At 57.2% G+C, this 21,033-nt stretch carries 16 protein-coding genes; 13 read left to right on the top strand and 3 right to left on the bottom strand.

What is annotated here, in order from left to right; genetic code table 11:
- The first annotated feature begins 60 nt into the window (after positions 1-60).
- From BM069_RS14790 to BM069_RS14775, 4 genes are all read left to right on the top strand, one after another.
- Positions 61-744, top strand: a complete 684-nt coding sequence (locus tag BM069_RS14790; RefSeq protein WP_093324825.1) for a GntR family transcriptional regulator — start codon at positions 61-63, stop codon at positions 742-744.
- Between the two features lie 310 nt (positions 745-1,054).
- On the top strand, positions 1,055-2,977 hold the full coding sequence (locus BM069_RS14785) for a DUF3604 domain-containing protein (protein WP_093324823.1): 1,923 nt from the start codon (positions 1,055-1,057) through the stop codon (positions 2,975-2,977).
- Between the two features lie 157 nt (positions 2,978-3,134).
- On the top strand, positions 3,135-3,965 hold the full coding sequence (locus BM069_RS14780; RefSeq protein WP_093324822.1) for a peptidyl-prolyl cis-trans isomerase: 831 nt from the start codon (positions 3,135-3,137) through the stop codon (positions 3,963-3,965).
- Positions 3,962-4,951, top strand: coding sequence for a HupE/UreJ family protein (locus BM069_RS14775; RefSeq protein ID WP_093324820.1), 990 nt, complete (start codon positions 3,962-3,964; stop codon positions 4,949-4,951). The genes BM069_RS14780 and BM069_RS14775 overlap by 4 nt, the downstream gene beginning before the upstream one ends.
- A 41-nt stretch (positions 4,952-4,992) precedes the next feature.
- On the opposite strand, the gene bhcR is transcribed toward BM069_RS14775, so the two are convergent.
- Complete coding sequence (gene bhcR, locus BM069_RS14770) at positions 4,993-5,832, bottom strand: HTH-type transcriptional regulator BhcR (RefSeq protein WP_093324819.1); 840 nt, start codon at positions 5,830-5,832, stop codon at positions 4,993-4,995.
- Between the two features lie 170 nt (positions 5,833-6,002).
- On the opposite strand from bhcR, the gene bhcA reads away from it, so the two are divergent.
- The 9 genes from bhcA (at position 6,003) to guaD (ending at position 18,688) form a co-directional block, all read left to right on the top strand.
- Positions 6,003-7,193 carry an L-aspartate--glyoxylate aminotransferase BhcA gene (gene bhcA, locus BM069_RS14765; RefSeq protein WP_093324817.1) on the top strand — a complete coding sequence of 397 codons (1,191 nt, stop codon included), beginning with the start codon at positions 6,003-6,005 and terminating at the stop codon, positions 7,191-7,193.
- Between the two features lie 16 nt (positions 7,194-7,209).
- A complete protein-coding gene (bhcB, locus tag BM069_RS14760; RefSeq protein ID WP_093324815.1) occupies positions 7,210-8,166 on the top strand; it encodes a beta-hydroxyaspartate dehydratase BhcB in 957 nt (318 codons plus the stop codon).
- A gap of 53 nt (positions 8,167-8,219) precedes the next feature.
- A complete protein-coding gene (bhcC, locus tag BM069_RS14755; protein ID WP_093324984.1) occupies positions 8,220-9,383 on the top strand; it encodes a 3-hydroxy-D-aspartate aldolase BhcC in 1,164 nt (387 codons plus the stop codon).
- A gap of 111 nt (positions 9,384-9,494) precedes the next feature.
- A complete protein-coding gene (gene bhcD, locus BM069_RS14750; RefSeq protein WP_093324813.1) occupies positions 9,495-10,460 on the top strand; it encodes an iminosuccinate reductase BhcD in 966 nt (321 codons plus the stop codon).
- A gap of 465 nt (positions 10,461-10,925) precedes the next feature.
- Positions 10,926-12,383, top strand: a complete 1,458-nt coding sequence (xdhA, locus tag BM069_RS14745) for a xanthine dehydrogenase small subunit (protein ID WP_093324812.1) — start codon at positions 10,926-10,928, stop codon at positions 12,381-12,383.
- Positions 12,384-12,394: 11 nt separating this feature from the next.
- Entirely contained in the window at positions 12,395-14,719 is a 2,325-nt protein-coding gene (gene xdhB, locus BM069_RS14740) for a xanthine dehydrogenase molybdopterin binding subunit (protein WP_093324810.1), read from the top strand.
- 11 nt (positions 14,720-14,730) lie between these two features.
- Positions 14,731-15,582: a xanthine dehydrogenase accessory protein XdhC gene (gene xdhC / locus BM069_RS14735; RefSeq protein WP_093324808.1), complete on the top strand. Its 852-nt coding sequence runs from the start codon at positions 14,731-14,733 to the stop codon at positions 15,580-15,582.
- A 66-nt stretch (positions 15,583-15,648) separates the two neighbouring features.
- Positions 15,649-17,229 (top strand): xanthine/uracil/vitamin C permease, encoded by a 1,581-nt coding sequence (locus BM069_RS14730; RefSeq protein ID WP_093324982.1) that lies wholly within the window; start codon positions 15,649-15,651, stop codon positions 17,227-17,229.
- Positions 17,230-17,323: 94 nt separating this feature from the next.
- Positions 17,324-18,688, top strand: coding sequence for a guanine deaminase (guaD, locus tag BM069_RS14725; RefSeq protein ID WP_093324807.1), 1,365 nt, complete (start codon positions 17,324-17,326; stop codon positions 18,686-18,688).
- A 41-nt stretch (positions 18,689-18,729) separates the two neighbouring features.
- Here the strand turns inward: guaD and BM069_RS14720 are convergent, their stop codons facing one another.
- Together BM069_RS14720 and BM069_RS14715 are read right to left on the bottom strand one after the other, a co-directional pair.
- On the bottom strand, positions 18,730-19,488 hold the full coding sequence (locus BM069_RS14720) for a sulfite exporter TauE/SafE family protein (RefSeq protein ID WP_093324805.1): 759 nt from the start codon (positions 19,486-19,488) through the stop codon (positions 18,730-18,732).
- An 89-nt stretch (positions 19,489-19,577) separates the two neighbouring features.
- On the bottom strand, positions 19,578-21,002 hold the full coding sequence (locus BM069_RS14715) for a uracil-xanthine permease family protein (protein ID WP_093324803.1): 1,425 nt from the start codon (positions 21,000-21,002) through the stop codon (positions 19,578-19,580).
- Between the last annotated feature and the right edge of the window lie 31 nt (positions 21,003-21,033).

The following is a 21,033-nucleotide window of genomic DNA, read 5'->3' as shown; positions in this document are numbered from 1 at the left end:
TGGTATACCATAAGTCAATAAAAGTTGTTGCCTGCCCGCGGACCTGCTATCCGCCTTGATATGACCACGGAAAAATCCCTGTTGCCAAAGATCGAAAAGAACCCGCAAACCCTGCGCGATATCGTGCAGGAGAGAATGCGTGAGGCGATTATCGACGGCCATTTTGCCCCGGGCGACCGGCTCGTTGAGCGCCCGCTCTGTGAACAGCTCGGCGTAAGCCGAACCGTGATCCGGGAAACCATTCGCTATCTGGAAGCCGAAGGTCTGGTGGAAATCATCCCCAATAAAGGGCCGATTGTCGCCACGCTGAACTGGGATCAGGCCCGTCAGATTTATGACATTCGCTTGCTTCTGGAAGCTTCCGCAGCGGCGGCTTGCGCGACCTGCCGTCACACCGATTTCGCCAAGGTGCTAACCCCTGCTCTCAATGAGGTCGGGGCGAAAATGAACGACACAGAATGGGGCGCTCTATTGCGGGCCACCACTCATTTCTATCAGTTGATCTTTCAGGAGGCAGGCCACGACATTGCATGGGATGTAGTCCAGCGCCTGAACGGGCGCATCAGCCGCCTGCGCGCCCTGACCATCGCTGCGCGGGATCGGGAACGATCAGGCATGAGCCACATGACCGCCATCCACGACGCCATCCTCGGCGGCGATCCTGACGCAGCGCGACAGGCCGTGCAAAGCCACATCGCCGACGCGTCCCGCACCGCCCAGAGGTTCCTGAGCGACCAAACATAAGGGCGCCTTTCGAGCCCGAAACCAAAGAACGACGCTGACGGTCAGAGAAACTTCACAATACAGAACGTGTCAAAGGGCCGCTTGGAACAGTGCTCTTGGCATCAAAATCCACAGCCCGAGACCAAACCAAACGCGTCATTTTCGATCGGGCTTTTGCACCTGGTTCTGCTGACATCGCCGACGCGACATTGCCCCGATCCGAATAATTCAGCCAAACTGGGAAAATACGTGATATGAAGAAGCAAGAGTATTGTTTCTTAAAATTTTTGTTGTGTGCAAACACCCGACCAATTTGATCTAGGAGGACACGATGTTTCGTACTTTGGTATGCTTTGTTTTACTGGGAGCGGCGCCAGCGCATGTCCTTGCCGACGCGGTCCCAAGCGAAGAAGCCGTTGAGGGCTTGTTCACTGATCAAACTTTCTCTCCGTATGCGAACCGGAACTTTCCTGAACGCCCGCTTTGGGGAGACTCGCATCTTCACACAGGTCTGTCGCTAGACGCCGGAGCCTTTGGCAACACTCTGCTGCCGGATGATGCTTGGCGCTTTGCAAAAGGTGAGCAGGTCATTTCGTCCACCGGCCACCCCGTCAGACTGGCCCGTCCCTTGGATTGGATGGTCCTCACAGATCACACGGATCTGATGGGATTTGCGCCGGACCTTCAGGCCGGAAAGCCAGGCATTCTTGCGGACCCCAAAGGTTTGGAATGGTATGAGGGCTACATCGCAGGCGGCGAAGAAGCCGGCAAAGCGGCCTTCGACATCATCACCAATTTCTCGCAAATGACGCTACCGGAAATCCTTCTGAAGTCCTACAGCCCCGGCGCGGATGCATTCGCTTTCACTTGGGAGCAAATTGTGATGGCTGCGGAGGAACACAACGATCCTGGCACCTTCACAGCCTTCATCGGGTTTGAGTGGACCTCTGTTCCCAAGGGCTTCAATCTGCATCGCAACGTTATGCTGCGTGACGGCCCAATCAGGGCGCTTCAGATGGTGCCTCCGGTAACTCAGCCGCCTTTCGGCGATACCGATCCAAAAGCTCTTTATTCATGGCTTGAAGAGTATCAGGAAAAAACAGGCGGCCGCGCCGTTGCCTTTGCGCACAACGGCAACCTGTCCAACGGTTGGATGTTCCCGACAGAAGACACGTATCACGGTGGGAAGGTCGACGAGGATTACGTCGCTGCCCGTGCAAAATGGGAACCCCATTATGAGGTCACACAAATCAAGGGCGATGGCGAAGCGCACCCCTTCCTAAGCCCCGACGACGAGTTCGCCGACTATGAAAACTGGGACGTCGGCAACCTCGACATCACCGAGTTGAAGACGGAAGATATGCTTGCAGGCGAATACGCCCGGGAAGCGTTGAAACGCGGCTTGATGCTGGAAGAGAAATTCGGCGTCAATCCATACAAGTTCGGGATGGGCGGGGCGACCGATAGCCACACGTCTTTGGCCACTGCCGAAGAGGACAACTTTTTTGGCAAATCCGTCAGCGTTGAACCTTCGGCCTCAAGGATCAAGCATCCTTTCATCGCCAATGAAAACGGCGAAATCCCCGGCGATCTTCTGGTTGCTTCCGGATACACAGCAGTCTGGGCCACCGACAATACGCGTGCAGCGATCTTCGATGCGTTCAAACGACGTGAAACATATGCGACCACCGGACCTCGGATTGGACTGCGGTTCTTCGGTGGCTGGGATTTCAGCGACGCGGATGTTGAGACACGCTTCATAGCAGATGTGGGCTACACCAAAGGCGTTCCAATGGGCTCCGATCTGCGGCCTCGTGAGGGGGACGGTGCGCCTTCCTTCCTGATTGCTGCTCTGCGCGATCCGGTTGGTGCCAATCTGGACCGCGTACAGGTTGTAAAGGGATGGTTGGATTCCGACGGCGCCATGCAGGAAAAGGTCTATGACGTGGCGTGGTCAGACGACCGTGTCGCGGATCAGAACGGCAAGGTCCCAGCGGTTGGAAACACTGTTGATGTGGAAACTGCCAGCTGGACCAACACGATTGGCACTGCAGAACTTGTAAAGGTCTGGTCTGATCCTGATTTCGATCCGAATGACCGCGCGTTCTACTACGTGCGTGCGCTCGAAATCCCCACTCCGCGTTGGATTTTGTACGACAAGCTTCGGTTCGGCACCGACTTGCCGGAAGACGCAGTGCTGACGCATCAGGAACGCGCGTATTCATCCCCGATCTGGTACACTCCGGCAGAATAACCGGCCGTTCACGGCTAGCGGGACCGAGGAAGCAATCCTACCTCGGTCCATTTTTTACTCTGCACGAACATGCAAATGTTGATTTTCTTGCAAAGCCCAGTGGACTGATGCCAGCATCACCACATTGAACCAAAATTCGCTTCCCGCAGGAGCCTTCATGCGACTACTCAAAGAACCTCTGTTCCATTTCTTCTTGATTGGGGCGGCTATTTTCATTTGGTTCCACATCGTTGCGCCGGAAAACGAGACCGTCGAAACCACTGATACAATTTCCATCGACGAAAACGACATTGCGCAGCTGTCTGCTGGGTTCAAAGCAAGGTGGAAACGTGAGCCCAGTCTTGCTGAGATGGAAACGCTGGTGGACGCGTCCATTCGTGAGGAAATTCTGGTCAGAGAAGCGAGAAAGCTTGGTCTGGATCGCAGCGATACGGTGATCAGGTCTCGGCTGAGCCAAAAAATGGATTTTCTCACAGAAGCCATTGCCACGTCGGTCACACCAAAGGATGAAGACCTAGAGGCTTTCCTCCAGCAAAACGCTGAACGCTACGCGACACCGCAAAAAGTGGCCTTCAATCAGGTCTTTCTGGGTGAAGCCCCAAGCGAGCCCGACATTGAAAAGGCACTGGTGACATTGCGTGCAGGGCAAGACATTTCCGATTTGCCCGGGTCGGCCCTGTTGCCCGCGTCAATGCCCCTGACCACGCCACGCGCCATCGACTCGATCTACGGAGTTGGGTTTTCCAACGGTCTCATCACGCTCGAACAAGGTCCGTGGTCGGGACCGGTTCCATCGGGCTACGGCGTCCATCTGGTACAGGTGATTGAAAGCGAACCCAGCCGCGTGCCACCCTTGGCGGACATTTACAGTTCAGTGTTGCGAGATTGGCGCCGCGCCACGGGCGAAGATCTGGCACTGGCGCAATATGAAGCGCTGGCCGATGGCTATGAAATAGTGGTTTACGATTTCGCGGGCCAAGGCAAATGAAAGCTGTAATCTGGGTCCTCATTACCTTGCTGTTCGCGTGGCCGACCGGAAACGCGAGCGCCCATGCGCTTGATCCCGGATACCTTGAAATCCGCCAAATCGCGTCAGAACAGTGGAACGTACATTGGCGAAAACCCGATGTGAATGGTCAACCAATGGCCATCGATGCGGTTTTGCCGGAAGGCTGCACTCCGGCGCGTGGGCCAGCCCCGGTTTTTGACAACAGGGCATGGATTTCCTCTTGGGTTGCCGAGTGCCGTCTGGGCATTGCAGGGCAATCCATTGCGATTTCGGGTCTTGAGGCGCAAGAAAACGACGTTTTGGTGCGTTTGCATCCCCTAAACGCTGACCCCACGACCCTGCGTTTCACCCCAGATGCCGCCGTGCAAACCATCCCTACCGAGCAGACAACATGGTCCGTTTTTGTCGCCTATTTTGCCTTGGGATTTGAACATATTCTTGAAGGCTGGGACCACCTGCTGTTTGTCTTCGCATTGTTCATTCTGGTCCGCGATCCTTGGAGATTGGTGGGGGCAGTAACGGCGTTTACACTTGCGCACTCAATAACTTTGGCGCTGGCGACCTTTGGTGTCCTGAATGTTCCGGGCCCACCGGTTGAGGCGATTATTGCCCTCTCTATCGTTTTCCTTGCGATGGAAATTGCCAAGGGCACAGATGGCCGCGTCCGACTGTCACAACAGAATCCATGGATTGTGTGTTTCGGTTTCGGGCTTTTGCATGGGTTGGGTTTTGCAGGCGCTTTGTCTGACATCGGTTTGCCTTCCAACGACATCCCAGCAGCCCTTCTCGCTTTCAACCTTGGGGTCGAAGCCGGACAACTGATCTTTATCGGAGCGTTGGCACTTCTTATTGCACTATGGCGTTTGGTCGCCCTTCCAATTGGCCAAAAGGCAACAGTAATGGCCGCCTATGGCATCGGGTCGGTGTCAATGTATTGGCTTATTGAGCGCATTAGCGGCTTTTGAAGTGTCTCATCGATCTCGCCAAATGCAGGTGATCATATCAGCTAGGCAACGACCTCCCCGCCAATCGCTGCCGTCAGTGCATGAGCCGCGTCGACAACAGGGCGGCTAAGTCTTTCGACTTCCTCCGGGCTAACCCGACTTGTCGGACCGGAAACCGAAATTCCCGCAACTGCCTCGCGGTTCTGGTCAAACACCGGTGCCGCGATACATCGCATTCCGAGGTTTTTTTCCTCATTGTCCACGGAATATCCGCGATCCCGAATGCCCGCCAAATCGGTTTGCAGGTCTGACAAGTCGGTTATTGTGAACTCGGTAAATTTCTTTGGCACGTCGGAGGAAAACACCCGATCCAGCCTACCGGCGTCCATATGCGCCAAAAGCGCCTTCCCAATTCCTGAGGCGTGCATCTGTGACAACGTTCCAGGGGGAAAAAACGCCCGAATACTGGCGTGTGTTTCCACCTGACTCAAAAAGAGCACAGCGCCCTCGCGCTCCACGCCCAAATTGGCTGTTTCTCCGGTTTCTTCCATAAGGCGCCGCATAATCGGCCTCGCGCGGTCCACCAGACTGGTCCGGCGCAAAAACCGCGCACCAATGACAAACGCTCGCGGGCCGATGTGCCAAACCTGCTCATAGCGGTCGAACTCAACCAGACCGCGCCCCTCCAAAGTGACAAGCACACGATAAACCGTGGCCGGAGCCTGACCCATTTCCTCGGCAAGCTGTGACAACGCTTTGCCCTGTTCTTCACTCAGGTACTCAAAAACTTGCATCGCACGATCAAGCGATTTGATCGTGTTTTGAGCGGTCTTGTCATCCCACCCGCGCGGTCTTCCTCGGGTCTTACGGGGGCTCGCCGGCTCATTTTTTGGAAAATCCATAAATACCCTATTCTCAATAGTGAAAGATCAATTCACGATATGAAAAATTCAACCCCCTGACAAGAAACACTTTTTACGACCTCACCTGCCATCCTTCGAAAAAACCTAAAAAATGGCGTTGCATGCCCTCACTGCTTTAGGTCTTTGCCAACGACGCAAGGAGACCATCCATGAGCTTTCAGAATCCCGTTTTCATCCCCGGACCGACGAACATCCCCGAAAGCCTTCGCAAGGCTTGCGACATGCCCACGATTGACCACCGATCCCCTCTGTTCGGCCAAATTCTCCATCCGGCACGCAAAGGCGTGCGCGAAATTTTGAAAAGCGTCGATGCCGAAGTTTTCATCTTTCCCTCCACCGGCACCGGAGGCTGGGAAACTGCCCTGACCAACTGCCTGTCCGCGGGGGACAAAATTCTCGCTGCGCGCAACGGGATGTTCAGCCACCGCTGGATCGACATGTGCGAGCGGCATGGCCTTGATGTGCAAATTGTTGAAACCCCGTGGGGCGAGGGTCTGCCTGCTGATCGCTATGAGGAAATCCTGACAGCGGACACACAGCACCAGATCAAAGCCGTTCTGGCGACCCACAATGAAACCGCCACTGGCGTGAAATCCGACATCGCAGCCGTACGCCGTGCCCTGGATGCCGCAGGCCACCCCGCGATGCTTTTTGTGGACGGTGTGTCCTCCATCGCATCAATGGACTTCCGGATGGACGAATGGGGCGTGGATGTCGCCGTCACCGGTTCGCAAAAAGGCTTTATGCTGACCGCCGGTCTGGCGATTGTCGGCTTTAGCCCGAAAGCCATCGCGGCGACCAAATCGGCCACGCTGCCGCGCACCTTCTTTGACATCAACGACATGACCGCAGGCTATGCCAACAACGCCTACCCCTACACGCCAGCTGTCGGTTTGCTGAACGGCTTGAACGAAGCCTGCACAATGTTGCTGAACGAAGGGCTGGAAAACGTCTTTGCCCGCCACCATCGCATTGCCGAGGGCGTTCGTGCCGCGGTCGGCGCATGGGGATTGGATCTCTGCGCAGCTGATCCGTCGGTCTACTCCGACACGGTTAGCGCCATTCGCACCCCCGACGGGTTCAACGCCACCGACATCGTGACACACGCGGCCAGCAAATACGGCGTCGCCTTCGGTGTTGGCCTTGGAGAGGTCGCCGGCAAAGTATTCCGCATCGGACACCTCGGCAGCCTGACAGATGTGATGGCCCTTGCCGGCATCGCAACCGCCGAAATGTGCATGGCCGATCTCGGGCTCGACATCAAATTGGGGTCCGGTGTCGCCGCCGCGCAGGACTACTATCGCGGCCATTCAGCCGTGTCCCAAAAAGACGCCGCATAAGAGAGGGAGGGTACCAATGTATATCCCCACCTATGACGACATGCTAAGCGCGCATGGGCGGATCAAACCCTTCATTCGCCGAACGCCGGTCCGGACTTCGGATTACCTGAATGAACTGACCGGTGCCAAATTGTTCTTCAAATGCGAGAACTTTCAGGAACCAGGTGCCTTCAAGGTACGGGGCGCATCCAATGCCGTTTTCGGACTGGACGATGCGCAGGCCGCCAAGGGTGTGGCAACACACTCCTCCGGCAACCACGCATCCTGCCTGAGTTATGCCGCCATGAAACGTGGCATCCCGTGCAACGTGGTCATGCCGCGCACCGCGCCACAGGCCAAAAAGGACACCGTGCGACGCTACGGCGGAAAAATCACAGAGTGTGAACCTTCCACCTCATCGCGTGAGGAAACTTTTGCCAAAGTGCAGGCCGAAACAGGTGGCGATTTTGTCCACCCTTACAACGATCCACGCGTGATTGCGGGCCAAGGCACCTGCTCCAGAGAATTCGTCGAGCAAGTTGACGGGCTGGACGCTGTGGTCGCCCCAATCGGTGGCGGCGGCATGATTTCTGGCACCTGCCTGACCCTGTCGACGCTGGCACCGGAAACACAGGTTATCGCGGCAGAACCTGAACAGGCTGATGATGCCTATCGCAGCTTCAAGGCCGGTCACATCATCGCGGACGATGCGCCCAAAACCGTTGCCGACGGCCTTCTTGTGCCGCTCAAAGACCTGACATGGCACTTTGTGTCCAACCACGTCAGCGAAATATACACGGCATCGGAACAGGAAATCATCGACGCGATGAAACTGATCTGGAAACACCTGCGCATTGTCATGGAACCCTCAAGCGCCGTGCCGATGGCGACAGTCTTAAAAAACCCCGACGCGTTCCAAGGCAAGCGCGTAGGCCTGATTGTCACTGGCGGAAACGTCGATCTCGACAAGTTGCCCTGGCTGGCCAGCACCTAACCCTCACATCCCACAATCCAAAGTGGGGAATTTTCCGACGGAGAAGCATGAAAATGAAAGACCTGAGCAACCTCGACGATTTCGAAGTGGGCTATGACATTCCCGCCAAGCCCGGCATGAACGAAGCCGACATTCAGACACCGGCGCTGGTGCTTGATCTGGATGCGCTCGAACGCAACATCAAGAAAATGGGCGACTACGCCAAGGATCACGGCATGCGCCATCGCGTGCATGGCAAGATGCACAAATCCGTCGATGTGGCCAAGCTGCAAGAAGAGCTGGGCGGTGCCGTTGGTGTGTGTTGTCAGAAGGTGTCCGAAGCCGAAGTGTTTGCGCGCGGCGGCATCAAGGACGTTCTGGTGTCCAATCAGGTGCGCGACCCTGCCAAAATTGACCGCCTCGCCCGCCTGCCGAAACTGGGCAGCCGCACAATTGTGTGCGTGGACGATCTTGCCAATGTCGCCGATCTGTCGGCCGCGGCGGTGAAGCATGGCACCGAGTTGGAAGTGTTCATTGAAATCGACTGTGGCGCGGGTCGTTGTGGTGTGACCACCACCTCCGCCGTCGTCGAAATCGCTCAGGCCGTCGAAGCTGCACAGAATCTGAAATTCTCGGGAATTCAGGCGTATCAAGGCGCGATGCAGCACATGGACAGCTACGAGGCCCGCAAGGAAAAACTGGATGTCGCCATCGCGATGGTTCAGGACGCAGTTGACGGGCTGAAGGCAGTGGGCATCGACTGTGAACTGGTTTCGGGCGGCGGTACAGGATCCTACTATTTTGAATCCAACTCCGGCGTGTACAACGAACTTCAGTGTGGTTCCTACGCCTTTATGGACGCGGACTATGGCCGAATCCTCGACAAGGACGGCAACCGCATTGACCAAGGCGAATGGGAAAACGCTTTCTTCATCCTGACGTCCGTGATGAGCCACGCAAAGGCTGACAAGGCCATCGTCGACGCGGGCCTCAAAGCGCAATCTGTGGACTCGGGTCTGCCGGTGATCTTTGGGCGCAATGATGTCGAATACATCAAATGTTCCGACGAGCATGGCGTGGTCATGGATCCGAACGGCGCGCTGAAAGTGAACGACAAACTGAAATTGGTCCCCGGCCACTGTGATCCGACGGCCAATGTACACGACTGGTACGTTGGCGTGCGCAACGGCAAAGTTGAATGCGTTTGGCCGGTGTCAGCCCGCGGCCGCGCCTTCTGATCAGCCCATTGAATAGATATTCCGGCGGTTCACCGCGCCGGATTGTCGCCCGTGTGCTGCGCTTCCTTTTCACCTGAGCACACGGGCGCACCCAACCAAAGTGAGACAGATATGCTGATTGTTCCTGAACGCGAAATCGCCGACCTGATGACCCGTGATGCAGCGTTTGACGCTGTTGAGAAAGTCTTCGCCGCCATGGCGTCGGGTGATGCTTATAACTTCCCTGTTGTCCGCGAAGCCATCGGCCACGAAGACGCGCTCTATGGCTTTAAAGGCGGATTTGACCAAGCTGGTCTGACGCTTGGGTTAAAGGCCGGTGGCTATTGGCCCAACAACCTTGAAAAGCGCGGCCTCATCAACCACCAGTCCACAGTTTTTCTGTTTGATCCGGACACCGGCAAAGCCAAGGCAATGGTTGGCGGCAACCTGTTGACTGCCCTGCGCACTGCTGCGGCGTCTTCGGTGTCGATCAAACATCTGGCGCGCTCGGATTCCAAAGTCATCGGCATGGTTGGCGCTGGACATCAGGCCACTTTTCAACTGCGCGCGGCGCTTGAGCAGCGCAATTTCGAAAAGGTCATTGGCTGGAATTATCACCCCGAGATGCTGCCCAACATCGAAAAAGTTGCAAACGAAGCCGGCCTGCCGTTTGAAGCGGTTGATCTTCCGGGGCTCACCGAGGCTGACGTCATCATTTCCATCACTTCGGCTTTCGCGCCCTCCGTGATGGCCGAACATATCTCCGAGGGCACCCACATTGCCTGCATGGGAACCGATACCAAAGGCAAACAAGAGGTCGAGGCCGCGCTTTTGGTCAAAGCGGATGTGTTCACCGACGAAGTTGCGCAGTCGATTTCGATCGGCGAAGCCCAACACGCCGTTGCTCAGGGCTTGATCAAGGAAACCGACGTCGCGCAACTCGGCGCGGTTATCAACGGCACGATTGCCGGACGGACGTCAGACGATCAGATCACCTTGTTCGACGGCACCGGTGTGGGCCTGCAAGACCTTGCCGTGGCGGCATCGGTTGTCGATCTGGCGGTCGAAAAAGGCATCGCCATCGAAGTCGATTTCTGATTGTGACCAAAGGGGTATCTTGGCCAACGACCGCCTGAAAACCCCGTACTGATCCTGCAAATCTCCGCCGGATCCGACGCAAATTACGGGCGGCCGTGCGAAGGTTTTCGCCCGCCCGCAGAACAGAATGCCCCAAACGGGGAAAAGATACCGAGAACACAAAGCCGCAGGTCACAAGCCTGCGGCTTTGTGCAATTTGTATCCCAAAACCGCAGCTCCACCCGTCGCTCAGTGAGCCTGACCTTCCCCCCAAGCGCAACAGGCCATCGAAATACATGCAAGCGAGAATCCCTGTTTCGGCGGCTTGTCTGCCATGGCCCTAAATCGTTGAACGCAAGGGAAACCGGTGACTTCATTATCTACGTTTCATTGAAAAGATTTCGCAAAGGCCGCCGTTTTGATGGGAATGCGGACGCAATACAATGCACAAGCTTCGGACAGCCCCGAAGTGAAACGGGAGGTCTCATGGCTCATCAGAACGAAATCCGCTTTCTGCTCAATGGCGCGGAAACAACCGTTACCGATGCCAAGGCCACAACCACCTTGCTCGATTTTCTGCGCATTGACCGCCGCATGACCGGCACCAAGGAAGGTTGTGCCGAGGGAGACTGCGGAGCCTGCACCGTTTTGGTGGGGCGCCTGCACAACGGCCGGCTGCACTATGAAACCATCAATGCCTGCATCCGGTTTCTGCCGTCGCTGAACGGGTGCCACATCGTCACCATCGAACATCTTGTCGGCCCGAACGGCCGTCTGCATCCCGTGCAACAGGCAATGGTCGACTTTCACGGCAGCCAATGCGGCTTCTGCACACCTGGCTTTGTGATGTCGCTCTATGCGCTGTGGATGGCCAATCCCAAACCTACAGTTGAACAGGTGGAAACCGCAGTTCAGGGCAATTTGTGCCGCTGCACCGGATATGAGCCGATAGTTCAAGCCGCTCTTGCGGTGAATGAATATGGCACACTGGCCAACGACGTTCTCAATCAGGAGCGCGCAGATGTGACTGCCCGCCTCGCGGCACTTCAGCCAACCCGCCGCATCGAAATCGGCCCAGAGGACGATCGCGCGATTGTTCCCCATGACGTCGCCGATCTGGCGCAGGTTCTGGCGGATGAGCCGCAGGCAACAATCGTCGCAGGCTCAACAGACGTCGGTCTTTGGGTCTCAAAATTCATGCGCCCGATTTCGCCGGTTGTCTTCATAAATCATCTGGAAGAACTGAAAAACGTGACCCTTTCCGATGACGCGCTGACCATCGGCGCAGGCGTCACCTACAGCGAAAGCCAAACCCACATCACAGAGGTCTTCCCGCACCTGACGGACTATTGGAACCGCATTGCCGGCTGGCAGGTCCGCAACATGGGAACAATCGGCGGCAACGTTGCCAACGGCTCGCCTATCGGGGACACACCACCGGTTCTGATCGCCCTGGGTGCCGAAGTCACGTTGCAGAAAAGCGACGGGCAGCGAACCTTGCCGATTGAAGAGTTTTTTATCGACTACGGAAAACAGGACCGCGAAGCCGGTGACTTTGTCGCCAGCATTCGCATTCCCCGCCCCCGCCGCGGCCAAAGGGATGCGGCCTACAAGATATCCAAACGCAGGGACGAGGACATTTCCTCGGTGGCTTGCGGCATAAGCGTGACCGTTGAAGACGACAAAATCACCGACGCGCGCGTGGCATTTGGCGGCATGGCCGCCACGCCCAAACGCGCCGCAACCGCAGAAGCGGCCCTAGTCGGAGCCAAATGGGGCGAACAGGCTTTCGAAGACGCCGCGGCGGCCCTCAGCAAGGATTTTACCCCACTTACAGATTGGCGCGCCTCTGCTGAGTACCGCAGTCAGGTGGCTGCCAATCTAATGCGTCGCTTCTTTCTGGACGCGGACAACAGCACCAACGCCCAATTGGCGACGGCATAAGGAGACCGACGATGAAAGACAGCTCATACGTCAGCGGCGCGGTGCATCAGAACGTCAAGCACGACAGCGCGATCAAACAAGTGCAAGGGCGCGCCGAGTATACCGACGACATCGCGGAACCCATCGGAACGCTGCACGCATATCTTGGCGTGTCCACCGTCACCCATGCCCGCATCCTAGACATGGATTTGTCGCCCGTGCGCGCGGCCGCTGGTGTGGTGGATGTCCTGACCGCCACAGACATACCCGGCGTCAACGACATCAGCCCAACCGGCAAGAATGACGAACCTGTCTTCCCGACAGACAAGGTCGAATTTCACGGCCAGCCGCTCTTTGCTGTGATCGCTGAGAGCCGCGATGCCGCGCGGCGTGCTGCGGAACTTGCTGACATCACCTACGACGTGCTGCCCCATGCCCTCGATCCCGTCAGCGCAGAGCAGGCCGGTCTGCCTTTGATCACAGATCCGCTGAAGCTGGAGCGCGGCGATGTCGACACTGCGCTTGCAGGTGCCAAACACCGCATTCAGGCCCAGATGATGGTGGGCGGGCAGGACCACATGTATCTGGAAGGGCACATAGCCTTTGCCATCCCGGGCGAGGACGACGATGTGATTGTCCATTGCTCGACACAGCACCCGAGCGAGGCACAGCATATGGTCGCGCATGTGCTTGGTGTTCCGTCAAATGCCGTGGTTGTAAATGTCCGTCGCATGGGCGGCGGTTTTGGCGGCAAAGAAAGTCAGATGAACCTGTTTTGCGCCGTGGCCGCCGTAGGCGCCAAAAAACTTGGCCGCCCCGTAAAAATCCGCCCCGACCGCGATCAGGACATGACCGCAACAGGCAAGCGGCATGACTTTGTGATCGACTACGATTTGGGGTTTGACGGGGACGGGCGCATCGAAGCCGTGCAAAGCCAATTTGCTGCCCGTTGCGGCTATTCATCGGATTTGTCAGGCCCCGTCACCGATCGCGCCCTGTTTCACGCCGACAACGCCTACTTCTATCCGAACGTGCGACTGACATCGCGCCCGCAAAAAACTCATACGGTTTCCAACACAGCCTTCCGTGGTTTTGGCGGACCGCAAGGCGTGGTCGCCGCCGAGCGCATGATCGAAGAGATCGCCTATGCGTTGGGCAAAGACCCTCTGGAGGTGCGCAAGGCGAACTTTTATGGCGATGCCACCGACGGTCGAAATCTGACTCCCTATCATCAGGAAGTCGAAGACAACGTCATCGCGCGCATTGTCGAAGAACTCGAAGACAGCGCCGACTATCAGGCGCGGCGCCAAGCCATTCTCGAAGAAAACGCCAAAGGTGGCATTGTCCGGCGGGGGCTGGCGCTGACGCCCGTCAAATTCGGCATCTCGTTCACCGCCACTTGGTACAATCAGGCCGGCGCTCTGATCCATGTCTATAACGACGGCTCGATCCACCTCAATCATGGCGGCACCGAGATGGGACAGGGGTTGAACACCAAAGTCGCCCAAATCGTCGCGGACGCCTTTCAGGTGGATTTTGAGCGAATCAAAATCACCAAAACCACCACGGAAAAAGTGCCCAACACCTCCGCAACAGCAGCGTCCTCTGGATCTGACCTCAACGGGATGGCCGCTTTGGATGCGGCACAGCAAATCAAGGAACGCTTGGTGAAATTCGCGGCCGAAAGCCGCAACGTTGCCGAAACCGACGTGTATTTCCTCCCCAACCATGTGCAAATCGGTGAAGATCTCATCCCCTTTGATGCTTTCATCAAAGAAGCCTACATGGCGCGGGTCCAGCTCTCCGCAGCCGGCTTTTATAAAACGCCCAAAATCCATTGGGATCGCGAGGCTGGTAAAGGTCGCCCGTTTTACTACTACGCCTATGGCGCCTCCTGCTCCGAGGTTTCGGTCGACACGCTGACCGGCGAATACCGCGTAGAGCGAACAGACATCCTGCATGACGTTGGCCGCTCCCTGAATCCGGTTTTGGACAAAGGCCAAGTAGAGGGTGCTTTCGTTCAGGGCATGGGCTGGCTGACCACCGAAGAGCTGTGGTGGGATGACGAAGGCCGTCTGCGCACGCATGCCCCGTCGACTTACAAAATTCCACTGGCCAGCGATCGCCCGCGGGTCTTCAACGTCAATCTCGCGGATTGGTCCGACAACCGGGAAATGACGATCAAGAGGTCCAAAGCCGTTGGAGAACCCCCGTTTATGCTTGGTATTTCGGTGTTTGAGGCCCTTTCGATGGCCGTCGCCAGCGTCGCCAACTACAGCGAATGTCCGCGTCTGGAAGCCCCCGCAACGCCAGAGCGGGTACTGATGGCCATGACCCACCTCAAGGCCAAAGGCTGAGGCTGCGGGCTATGGACAACGCCGACACCTTTCTGGATTTCCTGAACGCGCCTGGCGCGGTTGCACTCGTGCGGCTGACCAGAGTGCGAGGGTCGTCCCCCCGCACTACGGGGACCGAAATGTTTGTCCGTGATGACGGCCTTTGGGGAACCATCGGCGGTGGCCAACTCGAACATATCGTCATCAATGCTGCGCGTGACCTTCTGGCAAAGGGCAACCTGTCAGAGCACCTCGACATACCGCTGGGACCGGAGATCGGCCAGTGTTGCGGCGGACGGGTCGAGGTGCTGATCTCCCGCATGAGCCCATCAGACAAAACCATCGCCCACGCCGACGCTGCGGCAGAAGCAGCAAACAGCCCCAGTGTTTACATTCTCGGCAGCGGGCATGTCGGGCGGGCTCTGACCGACCAACTGCAGCATTTGCCGGTCAGAACCGTGCTGATTGACCAACGCGAAGACGAGTTGCGTCAATCGCAGGCTGCGGTCGAAAAACGCCTGAGCGTGATACCGGAAATCGACATCATGAACGCACCCGAAGGCAGCGCCTTTATCGTACTCACGCATGATCATGGTCTGGATTTCTTGCTGACTTCCGCTGCCTTGCAACGCGGTGATGCTGCCTATGTCGGCCTCATCGGGTCCAAAACCAAACGTGCCAAATTTCGCTCCTGGAGCAACGAGTTTTGCGATGGCCTGTCCATTGCACCCCTAATCTGTCCCATCGGGGCAGGCGGCAGCCGTGACAAACGGCCCGCAGTGATCGCCGCGCTGGTCGCGGCCGAAGTGATCACTGCACTGACCTCTGAAACTGCCGCAATTCCCCAACTTCGGGGCGCTGTTTCGCATATCGCGGCACAGTGAGAAACGCCGGTCGACCGCGGTTCGAGGAGAAACCGCGACCGTCCGGTCAAAAAAATGGAGGTCCCAATGAGGGATGGTAGCTATACCTACAAGCTGTTTCACCGCAGCGACTTCAGCGCATTCTGGGCGCTGTTCACTGACAACCTGATCAACCTGATGGTTCTGGCAGGCATCTGTCAGTTCGTTTTCAACATGCCCGCCGACATCGTCTACGGGCGGATCGTACCTGGCGCCGCCGTCGCAATTTTGGCAGGCATCGCGGTCTATGTCGGCCTCGCCAAACGCGCCGCTGCGCAACATGGTCGCGACGTGACCGCCCTGCCCTACGGCATTTCGACACCCGTCATGTTCGTCTACCTCTTTGGCGTCATCGGCCCAATCTACTGGTCAACCAACGATCCAATTCTGGCGTGGCAAGTCGGGATCGGTGCCGGCTTTATGGGTGGCATTGTCGCTGCATTTGGCGCCGTGATCGGCCCTTGGCTCAAGCGGGTCACACCGCGGGCTGGGATGCTCGGCACGCTCTGCGGCATCGCGCTCGTATTCATCGGAACGGTGCCACTCGCGACCGTGTTTGAAAACCCGTTTATCGGCTTTGCGTCGATGATCATCATCCTATGGGGGCTCGTCGGTCGGTTCCGTCTGCCTTACAACATTCCGGCAGGACTGCTGGCCCTGATCATCGGGACAGTGGTTGCATTGGGCATGGGCGAAGCCAAATTCAGCGCCGAAGGTGTCGGTTTCTACCCGCCGCTTCCCTACTTTGGGGATCTCTTTGCTGGCATCCAACACCTGTTTGCCAACCCCGAGTTGTTCCTCGTTCTGGTACCGGTCCAAATCTACAACTTCATTGAAACCATGAACAACGTGGAAAGCGCCGAAGCGGCTGGCGATCACTATCCCGTTGCAACCTGTCAGATCACCGACGGTCTGGGCACCATGGTGGGCGCATTGTTTGGTTCGCCGTTTCCGACCACCGCCTATATCGGCCACCCTGCCTACAAACGCATGGGTGCGCACGCCGGCTACATCATTGGCGTCGGGGTTGTTATTCCGGTCGCTGCGTTCTTTGGCCTGCTTGCCTTCCTCAACAACCTGATCCCTGTGGCCGCCGCCGCGCCTGTGCTGGTATTTGTGGCTCTCAGCCTGATCACCAACACCGCGCATTCCGTCAAAACCGATCACATGGCCGCGGTGACATTTGCCATGATGCCGCATGTGTCTGCGTTCCTGATGATCAAATGGGGGGCGCTCATGGGCGCTCTGGGCGCCGTGGGTGTTGCCGGTCTTCCTCAACTCGGCGACGAGGCTCTGACCGCTGCTTTGCTGCAACAAGGTGCGCATTTCAAAGGACATCTGGCGCTGTCACAGGGGGCCATTCTCACAGGCCTGATCTGGGGCGCAATTGTTGCCAGCGTGATCGACGGACGCTTCCGCAACGCGGGCGGCTTTGCTCTGGCCGCAGCGGTCATGTCCGCGCTCGGCATCATTCATGGCGCAAGCCTGCACTGGCCCGAATTGTCCGGTGTCACTGCCGGCTACCTGATCTCTGCTGCGTTCCTCTACATCTACCCTCTGTTTCACAAAGAGGATGAGTTGGTGAACGAAAACGCGGTGGTGGAAGAGGCACCGGCACCCGCCGAATAGTACTCCGCCTTTCAAACCACCAACGCGGGCCGCCTCAATGTTTCCCTTCGGCGGCCCGCGCCAATCCCTCTTACGTTCAGAACCGGATGCCACCATGACACCGACAGAGAAATACACGCTTTTGCGCGGGCGCGTACTTGATTTCCACTCCCGCCCCGAAGGCGAAGCCGACACCGCCGCCTACCGGTATATCGAGGACGGCGCGATCTTGATGAAGGATGGCAAAATCAAAGCGGTGGGTGCTTACTGCGATGTGGCCGCCAAAGCCACTGACGCCGCCGTCACTGACCATCGACCCAACTTGCTCATGGCCGGTTTTATCGACACCCATGTGCATTTCCCGCAGGTTCAGGTCATTGCCTCATGGGGATCCCAGCTTCTGGACTGGTTGAACAACTACACCTTTCCCGAAGAAACCCGCTTTGAATCCCCCGTGCATTGCGAGGCGATGGCGGGCCACTTTTATGACCTGCTTCTGTCTCATGGCACGACCACAGCGGTTTCCTTCTGTTCGGTCCATACGGCCTCAGTGGACGCCTATTTCTCCGAAGCCGCGCGCCGGAACATGTGCATGATCGGCGGCAAAGTCATGATGGATAGAAATGCCCCCGACGCCCTGACGGACACGCCGGTCTCCGGTTATGACAACAGCAAAGCACTGATAGATAAATGGCACGGCAAGGGGCGCGCACACTATGCCATTACGCCCCGCTTTGCGATCACCTCGACACCGGAGCAGATGGAGATGGCCGGCGCGCTGGTCGCCGAGCACCCCGAGTGTTTTGTGCAAACGCACCTCTCCGAAAACCACGACGAGATTGCCTTTACCGCAGAACTTTACCCCCAAGCGCCCGACTATCTCGGGGTTTATGAATCCTACGGGCTTCTCACGCCAAAAACGCTTCTGGGTCACTCAATCCATCTGCAACCGCGCGAAATCGAAGTGCTGGCGGAAACACAGGCCAAACCCGTATTTTGCCCCACCTCAAACCTTTTCCTTGGCAGCGGCCTGTTTGACGATGCGGGCCTCAGGTCAAAAAACATCCAAAACGCCATCGCCACCGACATCGGGGCGGGCACCAGTTACTCAATGCTTCAGACGCTGAACGAGGGTTACAAGGTTCTCCAGCTGCAAAACCAGAAGCTGCACCCCCTGCAAGCCTTCCACTGGATCACCCGCGGCAATGCCGAAGTGCTTGGACTGGCGGACAGGATTGGCACGCTTGAGGTTGGGACAGACGCGGACATCGTGGTTCTGAATTCACGGGCGACCCCCGCAATGGACCTGCGCATGCAGTGCGCCGAAACACTGTCCGAAGAGTTGTTTGTGCTGCAAATGCTCGGAGATGACCGTGCGATCGCAGAAACCTATGTTGCAGGCAAGGCGATGAAACACACCAGCGGTAAAACTGCGCTTGCCGAAGGTGCCACACGCCGCCTCGTTTCCGAAACCGCATAAAGCGTACACAAAGCGGCTGATCTTTGCGTCACAGCATGAGGTCAGCCGCCGAAAAGCCGCACAAAGAAAATCGCGCTCATGCCGTAGCCGATGACCACGACCATGGCTTTGACAACCGAGGCCGGAACTGCCTTGGCCACCCAGGCACCGCTGTACCCGCCCAACACGGCAAAAACCATCATTAGGACGGCCATCGGCCACACAACCAATCCGGCCACCGCAAAGGTGGCGACCGAAATGGCGGACAAAGCAAAGGACAACCCGTTCTTTACGCCATTCATAAGATGCAAATCACGCCAACCCCACATGGCAAAAAGCGCGAGCAAAACGATCCCGAGCCCCCCATTGAAATAGCCGCCATAGACACTCACCAGAAACAGGCCCACAGCCCCTTCCGGCCTAAGTAAGCGCGTCCTGCCAGCAGCCCAGTTCCGCAATTTCGGTCCCAACAAGAAAGCCGTGGTGGCAAAAAACAGCAAAAACGGAACAACAAGCGAAAACGCTTCATTCGAGGACACCAGCAAAAGCAATGAGCCCGCTAGCCCTCCGGCAAGAGTGATGATCGTCAGCCGGATCATCTGCGCGCGCGACAACGTCTTGAGCTCCGACAGGAAACCGACAGCCCCGCCAAGATAGCCGGGAAACACCGAAACCGCGCTTGTTGCGTTTGCGGCAACCGGCGGAACACCTGCCCAAACAAGGGCCGGGAACGTCAAAAAGGTTCCGCCTCCCGCGATGGTGTTCACGACCCCTGCGCCGAAACCGGCGATGGCCAGAACGAACACTTCAATTGCTGTCATGTCAGTCTCTCAATTGGGAACGGCGGCGTGATGTTCACGCCGCCGCTGTTTTCACGCCTGCACGAGGCAGGTGTCAATGTGACGTTTCCTTAGACGTGGTCGTCCTTGGGAAGCGAGCCTTCGCCATGACCGGCGAGACCACCGGAAACCTCCTCAGTGGCCTCATCGGACAGTTCTTCCGGCAGGATCAGGTTGAGCACGATGGCAATCAGCGCTGCGGGCAAGATGCCCGAAGTGGCCAGCACTTTAAGTGTGCCCGGCAAGTGCTGCAATGCACCTGGCTCAAGTTGCAGGCCCAGACCCAGCGACAGGGAAATCGCAAAGATCACCATGTTGCGACGGTTCCAGTGCACATCCGACAACATCGAGATGCCCGCCGAGGCCACCATGCCGAACATGACAATCACGCCGCCGCCCAGAACTTCGATCGGAATGGACGAGATAATTGCGCCAATTTTCGGCACCAAGCCGGCAAGGATCAAGAAGATCGCGCCGATGGTCACAACCGTACGGCTCATAACGCCTGTCATCGCAATCAGGCCCACGTTTTGGCTGAACGAAGTGTTCGGCAAAGCGCCAAACAGGCCAGAAATCGCAGTGCCAACACCGTCAGCAAAGGTTGCGCCCTTAATTTCCTTGTCGGTGGCTTCGCGACCGGCACCACCTTTGGTGATCCCCGAAACGTCGCCTACGGTTTCAACCGCCGACACGAAAGACATCAGGCAGAAGCCGATGATGGCAGCCACCGAAAACTCGATACCAAAGTGGAACGGGTTTGGCAGGGCAAACGACGCCGCACGGCCAACGTTGCCAAGGTTCACTTCGCCCATTGCAAACGCAAAGATATAGCCAACAATCAAACCGATCAGAACGGCGGATACCGAAAGCATTCCGCGGGCGTAAAACTTCAGCCCGAGCGTGACGAAAATCACGATCAACGCCATGGTCCAGTTCATCAGCGACCCATACTCGGGCTTGCCGATAGCAGGAACACCGCCGGCCGCGTACTGAATGCCGACCTTCACCAATGCGAGACCGATCATCGTGACCACAAGTCCTGTGACCAAGGGCGGAAGCGCGAACCGGATCTTGCCAATGAACAGTCCGAGAATTGTGTGGAACAAGCCGCCAACGACGATACCGCCCATCAGAACAGCAATCGCATCAACCCCTTTGCCTGCAACCAGCGGGATCATGATCGGAATGAATGCAAACGACGTGCCCTGCACGATCGGCAAACGCGCGCCCACCGGCCCCACACCGATGGTTTGCAGCAAAGTCGCGATGCCAGCAAAGAACATCGACATCTGGATCATATAGATCATCTGCGGAAAATCGGGGCTGTTGGACCCAAACCCAAATCCCGCGGCGCCGCAAATGATAATCGCCGGAGTAACATTGGACACAAACATCGCAAGAACGTGCTGCAGCCCCAATGGTATCGCCTTGGCTATCGGCGGTGTGTAATTTGGATCCCTGAGCTGTTCCGGGGTTCCGATTGATGCATCAGCCATGGTGTTTCCCTCCCTATGGATGCGTTCGCCG

The organism is Shimia haliotis (genome assembly GCF_900114415.1).
GTDB classification, from domain to species: domain Bacteria; phylum Pseudomonadota; class Alphaproteobacteria; order Rhodobacterales; family Rhodobacteraceae; genus Shimia; species Shimia haliotis.
Note: the sequence above shows the minus strand (reverse complement) of the source record. Positions and strands in the feature narration are given on the sequence as shown.

What these genes read in the sequence shown, in the direction of transcription:
- BM069_RS14790 (WP_093324825.1), top strand. Translation starts at nt 61, where the DNA reads ATGACCACGGAAAAATCCCTGTTGCCAAAGATCGAAAAGAACCCGCAA.
- BM069_RS14785 (WP_093324823.1), top strand. Translation starts at nt 1,055, where the DNA reads ATGTTTCGTACTTTGGTATGCTTTGTTTTACTGGGAGCGGCGCCAGCG.
- BM069_RS14780 (WP_093324822.1), top strand. Translation starts at nt 3,135, where the DNA reads ATGCGACTACTCAAAGAACCTCTGTTCCATTTCTTCTTGATTGGGGCG.
- BM069_RS14775 (WP_093324820.1), top strand. Translation starts at nt 3,962, where the DNA reads ATGAAAGCTGTAATCTGGGTCCTCATTACCTTGCTGTTCGCGTGGCCG.
- bhcR (WP_093324819.1), bottom strand. Translation starts at nt 5,832, where the DNA reads ATGGATTTTCCAAAAAATGAGCCGGCGAGCCCCCGTAAGACCCGAGGA.
- bhcA (WP_093324817.1), top strand. Translation starts at nt 6,003, where the DNA reads ATGAGCTTTCAGAATCCCGTTTTCATCCCCGGACCGACGAACATCCCC.
- bhcB (WP_093324815.1), top strand. Translation starts at nt 7,210, where the DNA reads ATGTATATCCCCACCTATGACGACATGCTAAGCGCGCATGGGCGGATC.
- bhcC (WP_093324984.1), top strand. Translation starts at nt 8,220, where the DNA reads ATGAAAGACCTGAGCAACCTCGACGATTTCGAAGTGGGCTATGACATT.
- bhcD (WP_093324813.1), top strand. Translation starts at nt 9,495, where the DNA reads ATGCTGATTGTTCCTGAACGCGAAATCGCCGACCTGATGACCCGTGAT.
- xdhA (WP_093324812.1), top strand. Translation starts at nt 10,926, where the DNA reads ATGGCTCATCAGAACGAAATCCGCTTTCTGCTCAATGGCGCGGAAACA.
- xdhB (WP_093324810.1), top strand. Translation starts at nt 12,395, where the DNA reads ATGAAAGACAGCTCATACGTCAGCGGCGCGGTGCATCAGAACGTCAAG.
- xdhC (WP_093324808.1), top strand. Translation starts at nt 14,731, where the DNA reads ATGGACAACGCCGACACCTTTCTGGATTTCCTGAACGCGCCTGGCGCG.
- BM069_RS14730 (WP_093324982.1), top strand. Translation starts at nt 15,649, where the DNA reads ATGAGGGATGGTAGCTATACCTACAAGCTGTTTCACCGCAGCGACTTC.
- guaD (WP_093324807.1), top strand. Translation starts at nt 17,324, where the DNA reads ATGACACCGACAGAGAAATACACGCTTTTGCGCGGGCGCGTACTTGAT.
- BM069_RS14720 (WP_093324805.1), bottom strand. Translation starts at nt 19,488, where the DNA reads ATGACAGCAATTGAAGTGTTCGTTCTGGCCATCGCCGGTTTCGGCGCA.
- BM069_RS14715 (WP_093324803.1), bottom strand. Translation starts at nt 21,002, where the DNA reads ATGGCTGATGCATCAATCGGAACCCCGGAACAGCTCAGGGATCCAAAT.